The sequence below is a fragment of the Streptomyces sp. NPDC021012 genome (assembly GCF_044333355.1).
Classification (GTDB): domain Bacteria; phylum Actinomycetota; class Actinomycetes; order Streptomycetales; family Streptomycetaceae; genus Streptomyces.
The window spans coordinates 360,642-379,313 of record NZ_JBIRQU010000002.1; the positions used below are offsets into that span (position 1 = coordinate 360,642).

Consider the following 18,672-nt stretch of genomic DNA (forward strand, 5'->3'; position numbering starts at 1 on the left):
GTTCTGCAGTTCCTTCCCACACGTGACTGATTCCCAATGATTCTTGTCAACCCAGTGAGCCTTAGGGTGCGGCCCATGGAATCGTTGATCGCTGCCGTCCGCGAACAGGACGAAGCTGCCCGTTTTCTCGCTTGGCCGGGTGACTTCGACCTGGACAGGGGCGACCATGTCGAAGAAGTCCACCTCGCCTCGAGCGCCGCGCTCGAAGGTTTCGCCGGCGACGGCGCCGGGGGCACGTACTTCTTCTGCGGTGAAGGTGGCGAGGAGCGTCCCATCCTCTATGCCGACTCCGAAGGAGGCGCGGCTCTGGTCGCGATTGGCCTTCCCGAGCTCCTGAGGCTGCTGCTGGTCGCCCCGTGGTGGCGCGACTGTCAAGCGTTCACGGATGAGGAGAGTCGCGAGCTCGCGGCCGAGTACCTGGAGGACATGCCGGATCTAGTGGCCCGGAGAGACCGTGCCGCAGCAGCCCTGGGCCTCGACCTTCCGGCCCAGGCAGACGTTTTGGCCCGCTTGCGGGAGGTAGCTGTTGGGATCGGAGAGAACTTCGTCCTCATCTTCACGCAGGAGGGCCACCCTTACGAGCCTCTCATCAGGAACTGAGACGCACCGCGGCAGCAAGCACGCGCCGTCCCAGGCAACAGGGATCAGCCCACGGCGAGACCGCGCTGAGGTGGTAGGACGTCGAAGGTTCGCTGGTCGCGGATGAGGGCCCACAGAACGTCGAGGCGTCGGCGGGCGAGCGCGAGGATCGCCTGCTTGTGGCTCTTGCCCTCGGACCGTTTGCGGTCGTAGAAGGTCTTCGAGGTGGGACAGAAGCGGGCGGCGATTTGAGCGGAGAGGTAGAAGACGCGTAGGAGCCGGCGGTGGTAGCGGTGTGGTCGGCGCATGTTGCCGCTGATGCGACCTGAATCCCGTGGGACCGGAGCGAGGCCGGCGACCCCGGCAAGTCGCCCCGAGCTGCCGAAGGCGTCCATGTCACCGCCGGTGCAGGCGATGAACTCCGCCCCCAGCAACGGGCCCATGCCGGGCACGCTGAGGACCACTTCCGCGTGACGGTGCTCTCGGAAACGGACCGCGATCTGTGCGTCGATGTCAGCAATCTCTTCGTCCAGAGCCAACACCGCCCTGGCCAGGGTGTTGACCACGGCCGCGGCAGTTCTCTCCCCGGCCACGGCGGTGTGCTGGGCCTGCGCCGCAGCGACAGCCGCATCCGCCATCGCCTGGGCGCCACGGACCTTGCGGTTCTTCAGCCAGGTCGCGAGCCGGCTCGGGCCGACCCGGCGCAGGCCGGCCGGTGTCTGGTAGCCGGTCAGCAGGATAAGTGCCGCTTTGGAGGCGGCGTAGTCGAAGGCCCGCTCCAGCGCCGGGAAGTACTCCAGCAGTTGGGCTCGCATCCGGTTGATCGCGCGAGTGCGGTCGGCGGCGAGATCGTAGCGGCGGGCGGTGAGGATCTTCAGGTCCACCGCGATCTCGTCCCAGCCCTGCAGAGGCTGTAGGTCTCGGCGCATCCGTGCCTGATCGGCGATGACGTAGGCGTCCTTCGCATCCGTCTTGCCGTCCCCTCGGTAGCCACGGGAGGCATGGTGGACGGTTCGGCCAGGGATGTAGAGGAGCCGCTGGCCATGGCTGGTCAGCAGAGCAATCAGCAGAGCGCCGCCGCCGGCGTTCAGGTCGATGGCCCAGGTCACCGGGCTGTCCTCGGCCAGTGCGAGAACGTCGCCTATCAGCTCCAGGAGCTCGGGCTCGTTGTTGAGCACCCGTCGCGATAGCACCTTCGTCCCGTCCGTGTCGATCACCGTGCAATGATGCGCGGCCTTACCGGCATCCGTCCCCGCCCACAGCTCGGGCACCCGAGCCTCCCTCGTCGATCGGTTGACTGGTCCCTGCAGACGACCACGCCGACGTGTCCTTACGAAGCGATCTCTGTTCTCTCATCCCAATGAGTGGCCGTGTCGTCGCGGGGCGCTGGGCGTCCTATCAGTCAAAGCCACACATACGGCATGAGCGCTTCCAGCCGCACCCAGGCCCCTGGGGCTCCCGATCGTACGAAGGACCGGAATTAACCCGCCAACAAGGTAAGGAGCGCTTCAGCCGGCCGGTTGAGCGTTGACCGGGCAGGTGGGTCGTATCCCGTGCGGGCGTCGTCCCCGTTCTACTCCACCGGCTCGCGCCAGGCAGCGACGAGATCGTGGAGGTGCGGGAAACGAGTGCCGGGAACAGTCTCGCCACTGAACGTCTCGCCGTTGAGCCAGCAGATGTCGAAGATGTCGGTCTCGGTGTCAAGAAGGCAGCACACACCACCGGTGGTGGCGGTGAGGTCGGTGAACACCTTCCTGACGCTCGCGGACTGCACGAACATTCGGCTCATGCTCGAGGAAGCGGCTGTGAACTGCAGCGACGCAAAGTTCGGGTGCCGTGCAGGGGAGAACCTGACCGTCAGGTAGATGTACCCGACCGAGACGCGTCCCTGCTCGTCGACCCCGTCGGAATCGCGGAGGAAGAACTCGCGCACCGCGTCGTCGACGCCGACGGCAATCGAGGTGTCCAGTTCGAGCGAGTCGCCTGATGAACAGTCGACCGGTTCGCTTTTGAACTTCGAGGTGAACGGTACAAGCAACTGCTCTCCGCCCGGCAGGGTCACTGGGAGCGGCGGCGTCTCGCGACCTCGGGGCGCGAGCTCGGCCAGCCGGGTCAGTGCTCTCGCAACGTTCCGAGGGGGCATGAAGATCTCATAGCTGTAGTCCAGCCCCATACCGGCCCGCCTCCCCAGTCCTGAACCGTCATCCTGTCATGATCAGGATCGATCGCCCAGTTGATTCCAACGCCGCTGGCTTCGTCCGGACGCGGTCGGCAACGTATGTGAACATCGGCTCGTCTCCGAGGAGGTCAGCTCCGAGCGAACGGGCTGCCGCCCACTGCTCACGGGGACCCCGCAGCGGATGAAGACGCCGATCTGACTCGGCTCCACCTGCCGTTCCAAAGTGCGACCTGACTGACGGAGGCACTACCAGGAGCCGAACGCTCAGGTGGCCAGATCAACCGCTCACCGGCCGCCTGAAGGGCTCAGTCATCACACGCGGCCACCGCCGTCAGGTTGGAAATGGCTCCATGTACGGGGTGCGGCCGGCTCAGCGAGTGGTGCCACAGCCGCTACATACGGCGCCTGGCCGACGTTACTCTCGCAGGCCGGTCTGTGCGCATCGGCTTGTCCGTACGCCGTCTGTACTGCGAGAACGCGGCGTGCCCGAAGGTGGCCTTCGCCGAGCAGGTGGCGGGGCTGACCGTGCGCTACCAGCGGCGGACACCTCAGTTGCAGCGTCTGGTGGAGGACGTCGGCGTGGTGCTGGCGGGCCGGGGAGGTGCCCGGATGCTGCGGATCTTGAACATCAGGCTCTCGCGGTGCACCGTCCTGTCCCAGCTGATGCGGGTACCTCTTCCGCCGCTGGTGACGCCCCGGGTGCTGGGTGTGGACGACTTCGCGCTCTACGGCGACACCTACGGCACCCTCCTGGTCGACGCCACCACCCGACTCCCGCTCACTCTCTGGGAAGGCCGCGATGCCGACCAGCTCAGTCGCTGGCTCCGCGAGCACCCCGGTGTCGAGGTCGCCTGCCGCGATGGTTCTCTCACCTATCGGCAGGGCATCGCGGGCGGAGCCCCCGATGCGGTGCAGGTCAGCGACCGCTTCGACCTCTGGCAGGGCCTCTCCCGCCGCGTCCAGGACATCGCCTCCGCCCACCGCGGCTGCCTGCCCGCAGCACTGCCCCCGGCCGGCGAGAGCGATCCCGCACCGGCCGAGGCGACCGCCGGGAACAACACGGAGGACAGTCGGGCCGCACGGCATGCCCGCAGACTGTTCGAGGCCGTTCAGGCCCTGACCCGCACCGGCCGGAGCCACAGCTCCGTGGCCCGCGAGCTCGGCCTGGACCGCCGCACGGTCGGCAAATACGCCCGGGCCGGCACCTGGCAGGAGGTGATGCGCCGCCCGCCCCGCAAGCCCTCCGTCCTGGACCCCTACCTCGACTACCTGCAGCAACGCTGGGATGAGGGACAGCACAGCGCGAAGATCCTGCACGAGGAACTCCAGACGAAGGGATACCTCGGCCACTACCAGCGCGTGAAGATGGCCGTCGCACCCCTCCGGCGGGGCCTGCCCCTGGACGAACCACGCGAGCGGCCGCCCTCCCCGCGCGAAGTTGCACGCTGGATCACCACCCACCCGCACCGCCGCAGCCTCCGCGTCAACGACCGCCTGCCCCGACTCCTCGACCACTGCCCGGAACTCAGGCGGACTCACGACCTGGTCCGCCGGTTCGCCGCCATGCTCGACCACCATGACGCAACACCCCTCACTGGCTGGCTGAACGACCTCTCACTCAGCGGCCTGACCCCTCTTGCCGGCCTCGCCGGAGCCTTTCGTGAAGATCAGCACGCCGTCGCCCAGGGCATCACCACCCCCTACAACTCCGGCGTCAACGACGGCCGTATCACCGACGTCAAGCTGCAGAAACGACTGATGGCCGGCCGCGCCGGCGTCCCTCTCCTCCGCCATCGCGTCGTTCTGATCGCCCACCTCCGCCGCCGCTACGCGGACCGGCCGACCGGCCCTTGCAGGTGATGTCTACGACGCGCTGGGCCGATGGCCTGCGGGTCGCAGGAATCAACCGGCGGCTGGGCACTGGTTCCGTGCAGATTGACCTTGCGGATTCGGCGAGAGGGCAGGGAACGGATGGCATCGGGCAGGCCGCAGACGGACGGCAACGGAGGGGGAGACGGCAACGACGTCCACGGGCGCTGGTTGCTGCTGCTCAATCGCTCCACGGGAAACCCCGACTACCGGGACGAATGGTTCGACGAGCAGTGCGGCGGATGCCGGTTCTGGATCGCGCTGAGCGGAGATCTGGGCCTTGACTGGGGGCCTACACCCGTGCCGACTCCCGGTTCGACGGGCGCATGCGTTTTGAGCACGACGGCTGCGAACACTTCTCCGTCCGCGACGATGGCACCTTCGGATGACCTCCGGCTACGAAATTCTTGCCAGAGCCCCGTTCACGTGTACGCCGACACCGTCCCGATCGAGTCCTGCCGCGTCCAGTGGTGCGGCGAGGAGCACGGCTCTCCGACTCCGGTGCCGGAGGCCATCCACGTGCGGACCGTCGCCGGTCAGGTGTGGATCGCCGCCGGCCGCTCGGCCGCCTATGAGCCTGACGGGCCGTTCCACCCGTGCACCGACGATGTGCTCGTCATCTTCAACACAAACATCGCCGAGCGCGCAGGACTCCGAGTCTGATCAAGGCCCCAGAGCGGGCTCGCGGATCCGACTCGGAGCTGACGGTCCGTGGGCGGTGATCCGGACACGGTGCTTGGGTCGTCGGTGGCTCAGCCGTCGAAGTTGGTCCAGGGGATTCCGAGTCGCCCCAGCGGCCGCAGAACGCTGCGATGTACCGCGCCAACCCACACCGAGGTGTTCCCGTGCCCTTGGTTCGTCGTCTTGGCGATCACGCCGGGTGCGACGTAGAAGCGTGTGGAGTCGTTCGGCCAGCGCCAGGGCTCCCACGGCACCGGAGTCAGTGCGGCTGTCAGCGTGTCGACGTGCTCGGCGGCCAGGTCGGTACGCAGGGCGTTGTAGGGGGCGTTCATCATGGCCTCATACAGGGCGAACTGGAGCAGGAAGCCGCTCAGCGGCTGGTGCTCCCGGCGCAGCTCGTACCCGTCCTGGTCGATCCATACGTCAGGGTCGGGGCGCGACGGATCGAACAGCCAGGTGAATCCGCCCTGGTTCTCGTCTCCGAAGGCGACCAGGCCGTCGTGCTCCTCCCGCCACGCATGTGGGGGTCGCAGACGGTTCTGAACGCCTTGCAGGGCGGGCCGGTATCGGGCCAGCCGGTAGAAGACGGCAAGCGGTTCAGGAACTTCCCATGGGGCTCCGGCAAACGTGCCGAGGTCCTGGTAGCTCTCGGGGATCCAGCCTTCGACGAACCGCGTCAGCGCTTCGAGCGGGCTGGCGGTCATATACGTGAGCCAGTCCAGGTTCGGCAATGTCTCGGGTTCGGCAGGCGGCCTGACCCGATTCAGGAGCTCCGGGGTCAGTTCCGGCTCTATCGTCAGGGCCGCGTAGTCCAGGCATCCGTCCGTGTATCTGGCCTGCCCCGGCTTGCCGACTCCCAGGTATACGCAGCCTTCCGCCAGTCGGGTCAGCAGGTGGACCGGCCGGGCGTCCGGGCGCTGGGTCCAGCTCCATTCGGGAGAGTCCGGGGGATGTCCGAACAGGCGGACGCCGACGTTGTCAACGAGTGGGCCGTGAAGGTGGAACCGGCGGCCGTTCCATACGCCGCTCACCTCGAGCCCGTCCCGAGGGTCCGCGATGATCACCGTTGCGGCGTCGCCGAGCAGGATGGAGGCGCCGTCGGTCTCGCAACCGACGACGTTGTCGCCGGCCAGGCGTATCGCAGCGCCCTCAGAGAGAAGAGCATTCGGGTTCACGGGCACGCAACGGACCTTACCGCCGCTGTGGATCCTCTCGCTGACTACTGATCTTTTCGTTGGTTCAGTGGGTGTGGTGGGTGGAGGGTGAGGCCGGTGCGGGCGAGGAAGGACCAGGGCAGTCGGGGGCTGTCGTTGATCCGGCGAATGCCCTGAGCCTTTTCCAACCTCGTATCTGTACTGGTCAAGGGTATGTGGACAGCTGGCTACGAGAGTCGGCGACAGGCCCCTGGTCAGCAGATCCACAGCTGGCCACCATGGCCCGAACTCTCAACCGGACGGAGCCAGCCCTGCTGACAGGCAGGATGAAAACGGCTCCAGGCATCGGTAGCCATGGCCGCCACAACGGCACCGGCACCGGCTTGGGCTAAAACGAGTAGTGCGTCATCCATCGAACGATCCCCTCGACGGGACAGCGGCAAGAAGCACGACGATCGAAGCCCCGCCGTGGTTCCTGTTCCGTAGTGGTCTGACCGTTTCGGACCGCGACAGGGGCACGGAGCTCATGGCCCTGTACGGCGACCTGCGAAACCGCGCCCGACACCCCTCCGGTTCGGTCACGTACATCATGAACGGCTTGATACAGCCTTGATAAGCGCCTGCCGAATCCATTGACCGACCTCTCCGCAGGACCTACAACACTCATCACATAGGTGAAAGTGCACATAGGGAGAGGGCGGCGGATGGTGAAGTTCGAGTACGTGCTGCTCGCGTTGCTCGCCGGGCGTCCCCGGAGCGGTTTCGACCTGGGGCGATGGGTGGAGACGGAGGGTCAGTTCCTGCGGTCGCGGGCCCACCACAGCCAGATCTACCGGCTGCTGGCTCGGATGACGGACGACGGCTGGGTGGCGTTCGAGGTCGACCCTCGGGAGGGGCGGCCGGACGCGAAGGTCTACCGGCTCACCTCGCGTGGCCGGGACGTCCTCTGGGAGTGGGTGCGTTCGCCGTACGAGCCGACCAGCCGGTTCCAGGACCCGGACTTCGTCGCCAGGTTCGCCTTCACCGCCCCGCTCGACCGGCAGGCCGCGATCCGTCTGATCGACACCGAACTGTCCTACCGGCGCGCCCAGATCGCCCGCAACCGTGACCGTGACCGCGCCCTGCAGTTCGAGGATCCGCCGCCCCAGCTGGACAGGGGTCTGGCCCAGGAGGTGTTCGACGAGCTGCACGCGTACGGGGCGTCGGCGGTCGACACCTGGGTGGCCTGGCTGGAAGGCATGCGGCACCGCCTGGAACACCACCGAACGCCGGACACCGAGAGAGGGGACTCCTCCGCATGAAGGCCATCATGGTCATGTTCGACAGTCTCAACAGGCGCATGCTGCCGTCGTACGGCTCCGACTGGACGCACGCGCCGAACTTCGCACGGCTCGCCGAACGGGCGGTCACCTTCGACAACGCGTACGCAGGCTCGCTGCCCTGCATGCCGGCCCGCCGCGAACTGCACACCGGCCGCTACAACTTCCTGCACCGCAGCTGGGGACCCCTTGAGCCGTTCGACGACTCGATGCCGGAGCTGCTCACACAGAACGGCGTCTACACCCACCTCGCGAGCGACCACCCGCACTACTGGGAGGACGGCGGCTCCACCTACCACGGCCGCTACAACACCTGGGAGTTCTTCCGCGGGCAGGAGGGCGACGCGTGGAAGGGCCACGTCGCGGACCCCGAGATGCCCGAGGGGCTGAAGCGGATGCGCACCCCCGCGTACCGACAGGACTGGATCAACCGCTCCTACATGGCGATGGAGGACCGGCACCCGCAGACGCTGACCTTCGACGCCGGCCTGGAGTTCATCCGTACCAACAAGGACGCGGACCGGTGGTTCGTGCAGATCGAGACCTTCGACCCGCACGAGCCGTTCTTCTCCCACCAGCGGTACAAGGACCTCTACCCGCACGAGTACGACGGGCCGCACTTCGACTGGCCCGACTACAAGCGGGTGACCGAGACCGACGACCAGGTCGCCCACGCCCGCTACGAGTACGCGGCGCTGCTGTCCATGTGCGACCGCTCGCTCGGCCGCGTCCTGGACGCCATGGACGAGCTGGAGCTCTGGGACGACACCCTCCTCATCGTCAACACCGACCACGGATTCCTGCTCGGCGAGAAGGGCTGGTGGGCGAAGTGGGTGCAGCCCTGGTACAGCGAGCTGGTCCATCTCCCGCTGTTCGCGTGGGATCCGCGCCGTCCGGAGGCGGCCGGTGAGCGGCGCGAGGCGCTCGTGCAGACGATCGACCTCGCGCCGACGATCCTGGAGTACTTCGGCGTCGAGCGCCCGGCCGACATGCAAGGCGTGCCGCTGCCGGTCGCCGAGGACACGCCCGTGCGCGAGGCGGGACTGTTCGGTGCGCACGGCGGTCACGTCAACGTCACCGACGGGCGGTACGTGTACATGAGGGCACCCGTCTCCCCGGACAACGAGCCGCTGTTCGAGCACACGCTGATGCCCACCCACATGCGCGGCCGCTTCAGCCCGGCCGAACTCGTCGACGCGGAACTGGCCGAGCCCTTCGGCTTCACCAAGGGAGTGCCGACTCTCCGCACCCCCGGACGCAGTCTCCTCAACCCCGCCCTCCACGGCACACTCCTCTTCGACCTGGAGAGCGATCCGGAGCAGCTGGCCCCGCTCGTCGACGACGAGGCCGAGCTGCGGATGGCGGGCCTGCTGGTGGAGCAGCTGCGGGCGAACGAGGCACCCCCGAGCCAGTACGAGCGGCTCGGGCTGCCTGCCGACGGGCCGGTGACAGAGAAGCACCTGCTGGTGCGCGCCCAGCGGGAACAGGCCGAGCTGGCCATGGAACCGCTGCCGCGCCTCGACGAGTTCCCCGTGGGGCGGGTGTCGGTGCGGACACCGATGCGGACGCTGATGTCCGACCCGGTCGCCTCCGTCGTACTGCGGCGGCATCTGCCCGGCCTCTTCGACTCCGAGCTCCTCCAGCTCCTGGGACCCATGCCGCTGATCGACGTCGCGGCGGTGGCGGCCGGGGCCATGCCCCGTGACGCGCTTCTGGCGGTCGCCGAGGAACTCGCCGCGCTCTGACAGACCTCCGGAATGGCCGGTGACGGGGTTGCCGCCCCGTCACCGGCCGACACATCCCTTTCCCCCGGTATCTCCCGCAAAAGAGACCACACGCACAGAGGAAGCGAAGCGTCATGTCCGAGCTTATCCACGATCCCGACACACAGAGACAGACCCCGACCACCCACGTTCCCGGCCGATGGAGGCAGCTGTCGCTCCTGGGCGGCGCCATGCTCGTCGACAACACCGAGGCCGGCATGATCGGCGGCCTCTTCCCGGTGATCCGGCAGGCCCTCGGGCTCTCGCTCGGCGCCCTGGGCATCCTGACCGCCGCCGGCAAACTGATCGGCGTGATCACCACACCGCTGTGGGTGTGGGCCGCCCACCGCTGGTCCCGCAAGACGGTACTCGTCGTCTGCACAGGCATGTGGGGCATATGGGGCGTGGCCGCGGGCTTCGCCCAGAACTTCACCCAGCTCCTCCTCCTCTCCACCCTGCTCGCCGCGGGATACGCCGGAGCCCACCCGATCATCACCACCTTCGTCGGCGACCTCTTCGACAGCCCGTCCCGGGGCCGGGCCATAGGGATGCTGTTCGGGGCGACCGCGCTCGCCTCCTCGGTCTTCGCCACACTCAAGGGCCAGCTGGCAGGCGTCGAGGACGGCTGGCGCTGGGGCCTGTGGGCGATCGGCGCGTTCAGCATCCTCTTCGGCCTCGTGCTCCGGCGGTACCTGCGCGACCCCGGCCAGGGCGCTGCCGAGCCGCAGCTCGCCGGCCTCGACCGCACCGCCCGGGAGGCCTCCGGCCTGGTGAACCGACGCCAGGTCGCCTCGCTCCTGAAGATCCCCACGCTGGTGGTCCTGCTCGTCTCCCGGCTGCTCTCCGGGCACCTGCTCATCTTCTCCTTCGCCGTGGTCTTCCTCGTCGAGGTCTACGGCTTCACCACCCAGACCGCGTCGGTCGTCCTCATGCCCCTCGGCATCGGCTACTTCGCCGGAACGGTCCTCGGCGGTCTCGCCGCCGACCGGGCCGCCCGCCTCAGCCCGCGCCACGGCCTGCCCGCCGTGCTCCAGGCCGCCCAGGTCCTCTTCGCCGCGCTCGCCTTCCTCGGCACCCAGTTCCACTACGACGGCATCGGCCTGTACGCGCTGTTCTTCGGGCTCATGGGTGTGGCCCAGGGCGTCAACCCGGGCATCAACCGGCCGATGATCATGGCTGTGGTCCCGCCCGAGCTGCGGCCCGCGGCCTTCACCCTCTACGTCTCCGTGTTCGAAGCGATCGCCTGGGCCCTGTTCGGACTCGGCGCCGGCTTCCTCGGCGACGCGATCGGGCTGCGCCCCGTCTTCCTGTGGGTCCTGGTCGTCCTGATGCTGGTCAACGGGGCGTTCCTGACGCTGCTGCACCGCACGTACGCCCGCGACACCGCCCGCATGCAGCACGAGCTCGACCAGCGACGCGAACAGGCTCTGTCGTGAAGCCGGGCTCCCTCGCGCGCGAGCGGGGCGACGAGGGGACGGGACACACCGCCGGGGCGCCCGCCGCCTGCTGTACGCCGGCCCGGGCGACCCAGCCCCGGATCAGCGGGCCGTCCGCCGCCCCCCTGCCGCTGCTCTCCTCACCACGACCCCGCCATGACACCCCGGCCGACGGCATGGTGCTGCTGCCCGGCGGCACGTTCCTCATGGGCACGGACGACGCGGAGGGCTTTCCCGGGGACGGTGAGGGGCCGGTCAGGACGGTTCGGCTGAGGCCGTTCCTGATCGACGTCTGCGCCGTCACCAACGACGCCTTCGCGCGGTTCGTCGCCGACACCGGGCACGTGACCGAGGCGGAACGCTTCGGCTGGTCCTACGTGTTCGCCGGATTTCTGCCCGCGACCCTGCGCCGGGGCGCCCCCCGCCCGCCGCGTACGCCGTGGTGGTGTGGGGTGACCGGCGCCACCTGGAACCGGCCCGAGGGACCCGGCAGCACACTGGAAGGGCGCGGAGACCACCCCGTCGTCCACGTGTCGTGGAACGACGCCGCCGCCTACGCGGCCTGGGCCGGCAAGCGCCTGCCCACCGAGGCCGAGTGGGAGTACGCGGCCCGCGGCGGACTGGAGCAGAAGCGCTACCCCTGGGGCGACGAGCTCGACCCGGACGGCACCTACCGCTGCAACATCTGGCGGGGCACCTTCCCCGCGAAGAACACCGCCGCCGACGGCTTCCGCGGCACCGCCCCGGTCGACGCCTTCGAACCGAACGGCCACGGCCTGTACAACACCTCGGGCAACGTGTGGGAGTGGTGCGCCGACTGGTGGACCACCGAACATCCTCAGGGTCCCCTGCTCGACCCGGCAGGCCCCGCCACCGGAGCCGCGAAGGTCATCCGCGGCGGCTCCCACCTGTGCCACCGCTCGTACTGCAACCGTTACCGCGTCGCCGCCCGCACCGCGAACACCCCCGACAGCACCAGCGGCCACGCCGGATTCCGCTGCGCCCGCAGCGCCTGAACACCCCTTCACCCGCACGCACCCACCCGGAGGCCCTCATGCGCAAGAGCCGTACCCTCGGCATGCCCAGAACCCGCGTCCGTGCCCTCACCGCCGTCCTCGCCGCGCTGACGACGACGGTCCTCAGCGTCGCCACCACCGGCTCCGCCCTCGCCACCACCACGGGGATGCGCTACGTGGCCCTCGGTGACTCCTACTCCGCCGGAGGCGGATCCTCCACCACGTACCTCAACGCCTGCAACCAGAGCGTCAACTCCTACCCCTACCTCTACAACCAGCTCACCACCCCCGACACCTTCGACTTCCAGGCCTGCGGCGGCGCGAAGACCACCGACGTCCTCACCAACCAGCTGAGTCCGCTGGACGGCACCACCACACTGGTCAGCATGACGATCGGCGGCAACGACATCGGTCTCGACACGGTCATGTCGACCTGCCTGTTCGGCAGCGACAGCGCTTGCCTGGACGCCGTGACCACCGCCGAAACCACCGCGCGCGCCGAGCTTCCCGGCAAGCTCGACACCCTTTACGACGCCATCCGCGCCCGCGCCCCGCAGTCTCGCGTCGTGATCCTCGGCTACCCGAGGTTCTACGACCTCACCGTCCCCGCCTGCCCCGGCATCAGCACCACCAAGCGCACCGCCCTCAACAACGGAGCCGACGCCCTCAACAGCGTGATCCGCGACGAGGTCGCTCAGCACAACGGCTTCACCTACCAGAACGTCGCCGATCGCTTCACAGGCCACCAACTGTGCGACGCCACCCCCTGGCTCCATGCCCTGAACTGGCCCCTCGGCCAGTCCTTCCACCCCAACGCGGCCGGCCAGTCGGGCGCCTACCTGCCCGCCCTGCAGACCGCTGCCTGACCCGAAACGGCCGTCCTCACCGACCGCGCCACCCAACCGGCGCTGCTGATGGGCAGTTCCGGCGCCGACAACGACATCGTCCTCGACGTGTCCGTCGGCCGCGCCAGGTCCGGCCCTCGAAGTGGTCCAGGACCAGGCCGTGTTTGAGTTCGCGGTAGTCGTGCTCGATGCGCCACCGCATCCTCGCCCACCGCACCACGTCCTCGACGGGCGTGTCCGGCGGCAGGTTGGAGATCCAGTACCCGGCCGGGACGGTCTCCTCGGCGGGCCACTCGACCAGCACGGTCCGTGCCGGCAGCACCCCGTCCCGCTGGTAGGGCCCTCCGCCGGCGTCCTGGGCGGCCCGTGGGGCCTGCTTGCCCGCCGGTCGCACCCGCAGTGCCGCGAACCGTGAGGTCATCGGGCCCTTGCTGCCTTCACACCAGGTGACCTCACGGAAATCGGAGACAGGCGCGTCGGCAGCCAGCCTGGGCAAGGCTTGTGGCGGGGTGCGGTCACGCGGCAGCGTCGGTGGTCCGAGCCCGCCATAGGCCGGCCGGTCCGGCTCCGCGGCCTCGTGATGGGCGACCTCCTTGCCCGTCAGCGCGACCGCATAGGACAGGCCCCGGTCCTCCAGGGCCGGACGGAAGGGCGTGCTCGCTCCGTATCCCGCGTCCGCCACCACCACGGGAGGTGTGAGCTTCCCAGTCGGCGAGCGCGTCGAGCAGGCCCAGGGCCAACCGCCACTTCTTCCGGTGGCTGACGTCGGCGGGGACTCTGGCGGTCCGGCAGCGGGCCGGCTCGTCCGTCCACTCCCGGGGCAGGTGAAGCTGTCAGTTCAACGGGCATGAGGCGGTGTCGGTCGCCGCGTGGACGCTGACTGCGACCTGGCAGTTCGCCCGCTTGCCCAACGCTCCGCAGTACTGCCGGGCCACTCCCACCGACGCGGTGCCGCACTTGGGGAACGACACATCCTCGATCGTCGGGCGGGTGCCCCGGAGCCGCTCGTGACGCCGACCGGGGCGACGCACGTCAGCGAACAGCCGGCCGAGTTGTGCGGTGAGATCCGTACGGGGTTCGCGGAGGTCGGCGGCGCGCTCGCGCTCTTCGTCCAACGCGGCGACCAGACCGACAAGGACATCGGTGAGCTGAAGCATGACGTCGAGGTGTTGAAGCGGAATCGCCGGCCGCTGCCCGTTCTCGGTGCCGCGGCGGGCCTCGGCTCGCTCGGCGTGGCCCTGTAGCCCTTGTCGCCCACGGAACTTGAAACCTCCCTGCCGGAGGTCCGGGCGCAATTCGCCAAAATTCAGTCTGGGCGATGCCGCCGGTCCGGGTGAGGGGAGGCGGCGCGCAGGCAGTGGCCCTCTCAAGGAAGGCAGCGAGGGCGACCTTGGCGAGGGAGGAGTCGCAGCCGAGGAGCGGCACTCCACGGACGCCACAGATCCCCCAGGCGCCCGGGCGCGAGCGACACCGAACCGGCACGTGCCGTCCGTCCCGGCCTTCCCGAGTGAATGGATGAACAAATCAGGACAAAATAACACCCTTGGCATTAGATTCCTCTTCCAGTGGGGCGGTCGGCATCGACGACCGTCACTTCCTTGGGCAGGGGGCATCGGTGGAGTCCGACGAGCAGGGCAGCGCCTGCGGGGTTCGTGTCGTCCTGGCCGGCTGGTGGCGCCGTCGACTCCCGGCCCGCAGCAGGTCCCCGGCCGGTCGGGAGTCGCTCCAACAACCGACAGACCCCGTCGACGAGGTACGCCATGACCCATGCGGAAAGCAAGACCGAGGCCTTCTCCGGCGATTCCCCGCCCGCGGCCAAGCTGACCCTTCTGACACTCACCGCCATGGTCGTGGGCTCCATGGTCGGAGCCGGTGTCTTCTCCCTGCCGCGGCGGTTCGCACAGGAGACCGGCGTCGCCGGCGCGCTGATCGCCTGGACGGTCGCCGGCCTGGGCATGCTGATGCTCGCCTTCGTCTTCCAGACCCTCGCAATCCGGCGCCCCGACCTGGACGCCGGCGTCTACGCGTACGCCAAGGCCGGGTTCGGCGAGTACCTCGGCTTCTTCTCCGCCTTCGGCTACTGGGCCAGCGCCTGCGTCGGCAACGTGACCTACTGGGTCCTGATCATGTCGACGATCGGTGCCATCGCCCCGGCACTCGGCGACGGTGACACCGCCCTTGCCATCATCCTGTCCTCCGCCGGACTCTGGTGCTTCTTCCTGCTCGTCCGCCGCGGAGTGAAGGAGGCGGCCGCGATCAACCGGATCGTCACCGTCGCCAAGATCGTCCCCATCATCGTCTTCATCATCCTGGCGCTCTTCTACTTCGAGCCGTCCGTCTTCGCGGACAACTTCGGCGGCGCGGACTACGCGGGCTCGCTGTTCAACCAGGTCCGCGGCACGATGCTCGCCACCGTCTTCGTCTTCCTCGGCGTCGAGGGTGCGAGCGTCTACTCGCGGCACGCCAAGCGCCGGGAGGACGTGGGACGGGCCACGATCCTGGGTTTCCTCAGCGTCTTCGCGATCTTCGCCTCGGTGACCATCGTGTCGTACGGCATCCTGCCCATGAGCGAGATCGCCGAACTCCGGCAGCCCTCCATGGCGGGCGTCCTGGAGGCCGCCGTCGGTACCTGGGGCAAGGTCTTCGTCAGCGTCGGCCTGATCGTGTCCGTCCTCGGCGCCTATCTCGCCTGGACGCTGATGGCCGCCGAAGTGCTCTTCGTCGCGGCCAAGGACAAGGACATGCCCCGCTTCCTCGGGCGGTCCAGCGGCGACGACGTCCCGGTCCCGGCCCTGCTGATGACGACGTCCCTCAGTCAGATCGTCCTGGTCGTCACGGCCTTCTCCGACGACGCGTTCAACTTCGCCCTCGACCTGACGAGTTCCCTGAGTCTCATCCCCTTCCTTCTGGCCGCCGCCTTCGCCGTGAAGATCGCGCTGCGGCCGCGGGCGGAGCAGGCCGCCGGGAACGGCACGCGCGGCGAACTCGTCGTCGCCGTTCTCGCCACCCTCTACACCGCGTTCCTCCTCTACGCGGCCGGACTCAAGTTCGTCCTCGTCTCCTTCATCCTCTACGCCCCGGCCACCTTCCTGTTCGTCAAGGCCAGGAGGGAGCAGAACCGGCATCTGTTCTCCCCGGCCGAGGCCGTCATCTGCGCGGTCTCCGTCGTCGGGGCCGTCGTCGGTGTCGTCGCCCTCGCCGCCGGCTGGATCGAGCTCTGAACCCGTCAGGACACATGTCCGGCTTCCCTCGGAAAGGTTGACCATGACAAGCACCGAGACCAGCTCCGCCCCGTCCGCGCTCGGCGTCCATTCCGAAGTCGGACGGCTGCGCAAGGTCCTGGTCTGCGCCCCCGGGCTCGCGCACCGCCGTCTGACCCCGACCAACTCCGACGGCCTGCTCTTCGACGACGTCATGTGGGTGGAGAACGCCCAGCGGGACCACGCCGACTTCGTCAACAAGCTCACCGAGCGCGGCGTCGACGTCGTCGAGCTGCACCAACTGCTCGCCGAGACCGTGGCGATCCCCGAGGCGAAGGCCTGGCTCCTCGACCGGCAGGTCGTGCCGAACGAAGTCGGCCTGGGACTGGTCGACGACACCCGCGCGTTCCTCGACTCCCTTGCCCCGCGCGAGCTGGCCGAGTTCCTCATCGGCGGACTGTCCACAGCCGATCTGCCCGAGGAGTTCCGCTCCGGGTACGTGTCCTTGGCCCGGGAAGGTGTCGGTGCACGCGAGTACCTCATGCCGCCGCTGCCGAACACGCTCTACACCCGCGACACCACCTGCTGGCTGTACGGCGGACTCACCCTCAACCCGCTGTACTGGCCCGCCCGCCACGGCGAGACCCTCCTCATGAAGGCCGTCTACACCTTCCACCCCGACTTCAAGGGCTCCACCGTCTGGTGGGGCGACCCCGAACAGGACTGGGGCCAGGCCACCTTCGAGGGCGGCGACATCATGCCGGTGGGCAACGGGGTCGTCCTCATGGGCATGAGCGAGCGCACCTCGCGCCAGGCCATCACCCAGGTCGCCGCCGCCCTGTTCAGGAACGGCGCCGCCGAGCACGTGATCGTGGCGGGCATGCCCAAACTGCGCGCTGCCATGCACCTCGACACCGTTTTCACCTTCGCGGACCGTGACATCGTCACGCTCTATCCGAGGATCATGGACGCCGTCCATACCTTCTCGCTGCGGCCGAGCGACAAGGCGCCGGGCGTCGAGATCATCGACGAGGGCACCACCCCGTTCGTCGACGTCGTCGCCAAGGGCCTCGGTCTGCCGCAACTCCGGGTGATCGAGACCGGCGGAGACGTCTACGCCTCCGAGCGCCAGCAGTGGGACAGCGGAAACAACGCCGTCGCGCTCGAACCCGGTGTCGTCTTCACGTACGACCGCAACACGCAGACCAACACCCTGCTGCGCAAAGCCGGGGTGGAGGTCATCACCATCGTCGGCGCCGAGCTCGGCCGCGGGCGCGGCGGCGGCCACTGCATGACCTGCCCGCTGATCCGCGACGCCGTCGACTTCTGAGCCGACCACGACGCACCGCGTACCGACGCCCGCGGTCCGCCGGCTCCCTTCCGGGGAGCCGGCGGACCGCGGGCGTCGATCGGGTCCCGCCGGCGGTACGTCGCACGGCCCCTGGGGTCGGCCCGCCTTCTAGGCGGCGGGACCGGCGAGCTGCTCGGCGAGCTCCCGCTCGCTCTCCTCCGGGAGGGAGGTCTTGAGGACGGTTCCGCCGAAGGGTTCCATGGCCGCGGCGAACCGGTCCTCGGTGATCTTGGAGGCCATGATCACGACGGCCGCCGAACCCGGCTCGAGGAGATCACTCACCTTCTTCCGGAAGCCGTTGTCGACGCCCATCTGGGTCAGCTTGCCGATGAGACCTCCGAGGGCCGCGCCCACCACTCCGATCCCCGGAGTGAGGATCAGAATGCCGAAGACCAGCCCCCAGAGGGCGCCGGCCGTGGCCGAGACGGCGATCTCCTCGCGTCTCGCGGGGGTGTCGACATGGGTCTCTCCGTCGTCGTCGACCTTGACGACGGCGAGACCGGTCAGTGTGACGACGTGTTCGTCACGGAGCTTTTGAACCGTCGCGAAGGCCTTGACCGCGGCCTCGTGGTCGTCGTAGCCGATGACGATGAGTTCGGACATGCGCTGATCCTCCTCAGTACCTCTGCGCTGCGGTGAGCCGTGGCGTGAGCACCGGCTCGGGGGGCTGTCGGCTGATGACCACGGACTGCTTCCGCTCGCCCGGGGCGAGGTCCTCGGCGCCGACGAACTGGGTCTCGACGACCTTGCCCGACGGGTCGAGGAAGTCGACCCGGGCGGCGTAGGACGCCTTCGCGTTCGTCTTGTTGGTGATGGTGACGACCACGGTGAGCAGGCCGTTCGTGTCGGCCCGGGGCTTGCCGGTCATCCCGACCTCGTTCAAAGCGTTCCCCCTGCCCTCGACGCCCTTCAGAGCGTCCTCCGCCGCCTGCCGGGAGCGTTCGAGCTCGGCGCCGATCGACGCCTGGCGCGACGCCTCCCGGGCAGAGGCCGAGGCTGCCGCGGACGAGGCCGAGGCCTGCGCGGATGCGATCCGCGACTCTGCCGCCGAGGCGACCGAGGAGGGGTGCTCGCCGGAGAACGAGGCGGTGTCGGGCGCCGTGGGGTGCTCGCTGAACGCGGGTCTCCCGGCCTTGTCCCCGTCCGAGCCGCAGGACACGAGGCCGGCTGCTGCGAGCGTGCTCGCGACGACGGCGACGACGGCGCTCGCCGCCCGGGCGCGGACCGGCCGGCTCGGGCGGGGCAGTGGGGTGTTCACGTTGCGTTCCTCCGTGGCGCGC

17 protein-coding genes and 1 pseudogene are annotated in these 18,672 nt (G+C 68.8%); 11 read left to right on the top strand and 7 right to left on the bottom strand.

The features are described 5' to 3' along the window. The first annotated feature begins 75 nt into the window (after positions 1 to 75). Positions 76 to 600, top strand: a complete 525-nt coding sequence (locus tag ACH4TP_RS06995) for a hypothetical protein (protein WP_398436202.1) — start codon at positions 76 to 78, stop codon at positions 598 to 600. Positions 601 to 644: 44 nt separating this feature from the next. Here the strand turns inward: ACH4TP_RS06995 and ACH4TP_RS07000 are convergent, their stop codons facing one another. Both ACH4TP_RS07000 and ACH4TP_RS07005 read right to left on the bottom strand, forming a co-directional pair. Continuing rightward, positions 645 to 1,850 (bottom strand): IS110 family transposase, encoded by a 1,206-nt coding sequence (locus ACH4TP_RS07000; RefSeq protein ID WP_398436203.1) that lies wholly within the window; start codon positions 1,848 to 1,850, stop codon positions 645 to 647. 302 nt (positions 1,851 to 2,152) lie between these two features. After that, positions 2,153 to 2,752, bottom strand: a complete 600-nt coding sequence (locus ACH4TP_RS07005) for a hypothetical protein (RefSeq protein ID WP_398436205.1) — start codon at positions 2,750 to 2,752, stop codon at positions 2,153 to 2,155. 348 nt (positions 2,753 to 3,100) lie between these two features. Here ACH4TP_RS07005 and ACH4TP_RS07010 point away from each other — a divergent pair, with 348 nt between their 5' ends. Further along, complete coding sequence (locus ACH4TP_RS07010; RefSeq protein WP_398436207.1) at positions 3,101 to 4,618, top strand: ISL3 family transposase; 1,518 nt, start codon at positions 3,101 to 3,103, stop codon at positions 4,616 to 4,618. Positions 4,619 to 5,053: 435 nt separating this feature from the next. Then, positions 5,054 to 5,290: a hypothetical protein gene (locus ACH4TP_RS07015; protein ID WP_398436209.1), complete on the top strand. Its 237-nt coding sequence runs from the start codon at positions 5,054 to 5,056 to the stop codon at positions 5,288 to 5,290. Positions 5,291 to 5,379: 89 nt separating this feature from the next. Here ACH4TP_RS07015 and ACH4TP_RS07020 read toward each other — a convergent pair whose 3' ends face one another. Then, the gene (locus ACH4TP_RS07020; RefSeq protein WP_398436211.1) at positions 5,380 to 6,489 is read right to left on the bottom strand and encodes a hypothetical protein; all 1,110 of its coding nucleotides are present in this window, start codon (positions 6,487 to 6,489) and stop codon (positions 5,380 to 5,382) included. A gap of 677 nt (positions 6,490 to 7,166) precedes the next feature. On the opposite strand from ACH4TP_RS07020, the gene ACH4TP_RS07025 reads away from it, so the two are divergent. The 5 genes from ACH4TP_RS07025 to ACH4TP_RS07045 all read left to right on the top strand — a co-directional run bounded on the left by ACH4TP_RS07025 (position 7,167) and on the right by ACH4TP_RS07045 (position 12,862). Further along, on the top strand, positions 7,167 to 7,763 hold the full coding sequence (locus ACH4TP_RS07025) for a PadR family transcriptional regulator (RefSeq protein WP_398436213.1): 597 nt from the start codon (positions 7,167 to 7,169) through the stop codon (positions 7,761 to 7,763). After that, the gene (locus ACH4TP_RS07030) at positions 7,760 to 9,526 is read left to right on the top strand and encodes a sulfatase-like hydrolase/transferase (RefSeq protein ID WP_398436214.1); all 1,767 of its coding nucleotides are present in this window, start codon (positions 7,760 to 7,762) and stop codon (positions 9,524 to 9,526) included. The genes ACH4TP_RS07025 and ACH4TP_RS07030 overlap by 4 nt, the downstream gene beginning before the upstream one ends. Positions 9,527 to 9,639: 113 nt before the next feature. Beyond that, a complete protein-coding gene (locus ACH4TP_RS07035; RefSeq protein ID WP_398436216.1) occupies positions 9,640 to 10,980 on the top strand; it encodes an MFS transporter in 1,341 nt (446 codons plus the stop codon). 176 nt (positions 10,981 to 11,156) lie between these two features. Beyond that, positions 11,157 to 11,996: a formylglycine-generating enzyme family protein gene (locus ACH4TP_RS07040; RefSeq protein WP_398436856.1), complete on the top strand. Its 840-nt coding sequence runs from the start codon at positions 11,157 to 11,159 to the stop codon at positions 11,994 to 11,996. Between the two features lie 62 nt (positions 11,997 to 12,058). Then, complete coding sequence (locus tag ACH4TP_RS07045) at positions 12,059 to 12,862, top strand: SGNH/GDSL hydrolase family protein (RefSeq protein WP_398436217.1); 804 nt, start codon at positions 12,059 to 12,061, stop codon at positions 12,860 to 12,862. A 16-nt stretch (positions 12,863 to 12,878) separates the two neighbouring features. Here ACH4TP_RS07045 and ACH4TP_RS07050 read toward each other — a convergent pair whose 3' ends face one another. Both ACH4TP_RS07050 and ACH4TP_RS07055 read right to left on the bottom strand, forming a co-directional pair. Continuing rightward, entirely contained in the window at positions 12,879 to 13,529 is a 651-nt protein-coding gene (locus tag ACH4TP_RS07050) for a transposase (RefSeq protein ID WP_398436218.1), read from the bottom strand. A 67-nt stretch (positions 13,530 to 13,596) separates the two neighbouring features. Continuing rightward, a pseudogene (locus ACH4TP_RS07055) lies at positions 13,597 to 13,872 on the bottom strand (transposase); the annotation flags it as partial. Here ACH4TP_RS07055 and ACH4TP_RS07060 point away from each other — a divergent pair. From ACH4TP_RS07060 to ACH4TP_RS07070, 3 genes are all read left to right on the top strand, one after another. Continuing rightward, positions 13,849 to 14,085, top strand: coding sequence for a hypothetical protein (locus tag ACH4TP_RS07060; protein WP_398436875.1), 237 nt, complete (start codon positions 13,849 to 13,851; stop codon positions 14,083 to 14,085). The pseudogene ACH4TP_RS07055 and the gene ACH4TP_RS07060 overlap by 24 nt on opposite strands. Before the next feature lie 516 nt (positions 14,086 to 14,601). Continuing rightward, a complete protein-coding gene (locus tag ACH4TP_RS07065; protein ID WP_398436220.1) occupies positions 14,602 to 16,062 on the top strand; it encodes a basic amino acid/polyamine antiporter in 1,461 nt (486 codons plus the stop codon). Positions 16,063 to 16,105: 43 nt separating this feature from the next. Next, a complete protein-coding gene (locus ACH4TP_RS07070; protein WP_398436222.1) occupies positions 16,106 to 17,371 on the top strand; it encodes an arginine deiminase in 1,266 nt (421 codons plus the stop codon). A gap of 129 nt (positions 17,372 to 17,500) precedes the next feature. Here ACH4TP_RS07070 and ACH4TP_RS07075 read toward each other — a convergent pair whose 3' ends face one another. Together ACH4TP_RS07075 and ACH4TP_RS07080 are read right to left on the bottom strand one after the other, a co-directional pair. Further along, positions 17,501 to 17,995 carry a DUF1269 domain-containing protein gene (locus tag ACH4TP_RS07075; protein WP_398436224.1) on the bottom strand — a complete coding sequence of 165 codons (495 nt, stop codon included), beginning with the start codon at positions 17,993 to 17,995 and terminating at the stop codon, positions 17,501 to 17,503. Between the two features lie 13 nt (positions 17,996 to 18,008). Then, entirely contained in the window at positions 18,009 to 18,650 is a 642-nt protein-coding gene (locus ACH4TP_RS07080; RefSeq protein ID WP_398436226.1) for an FxLYD domain-containing protein, read from the bottom strand. Between the last annotated feature and the right edge of the window lie 22 nt (positions 18,651 to 18,672).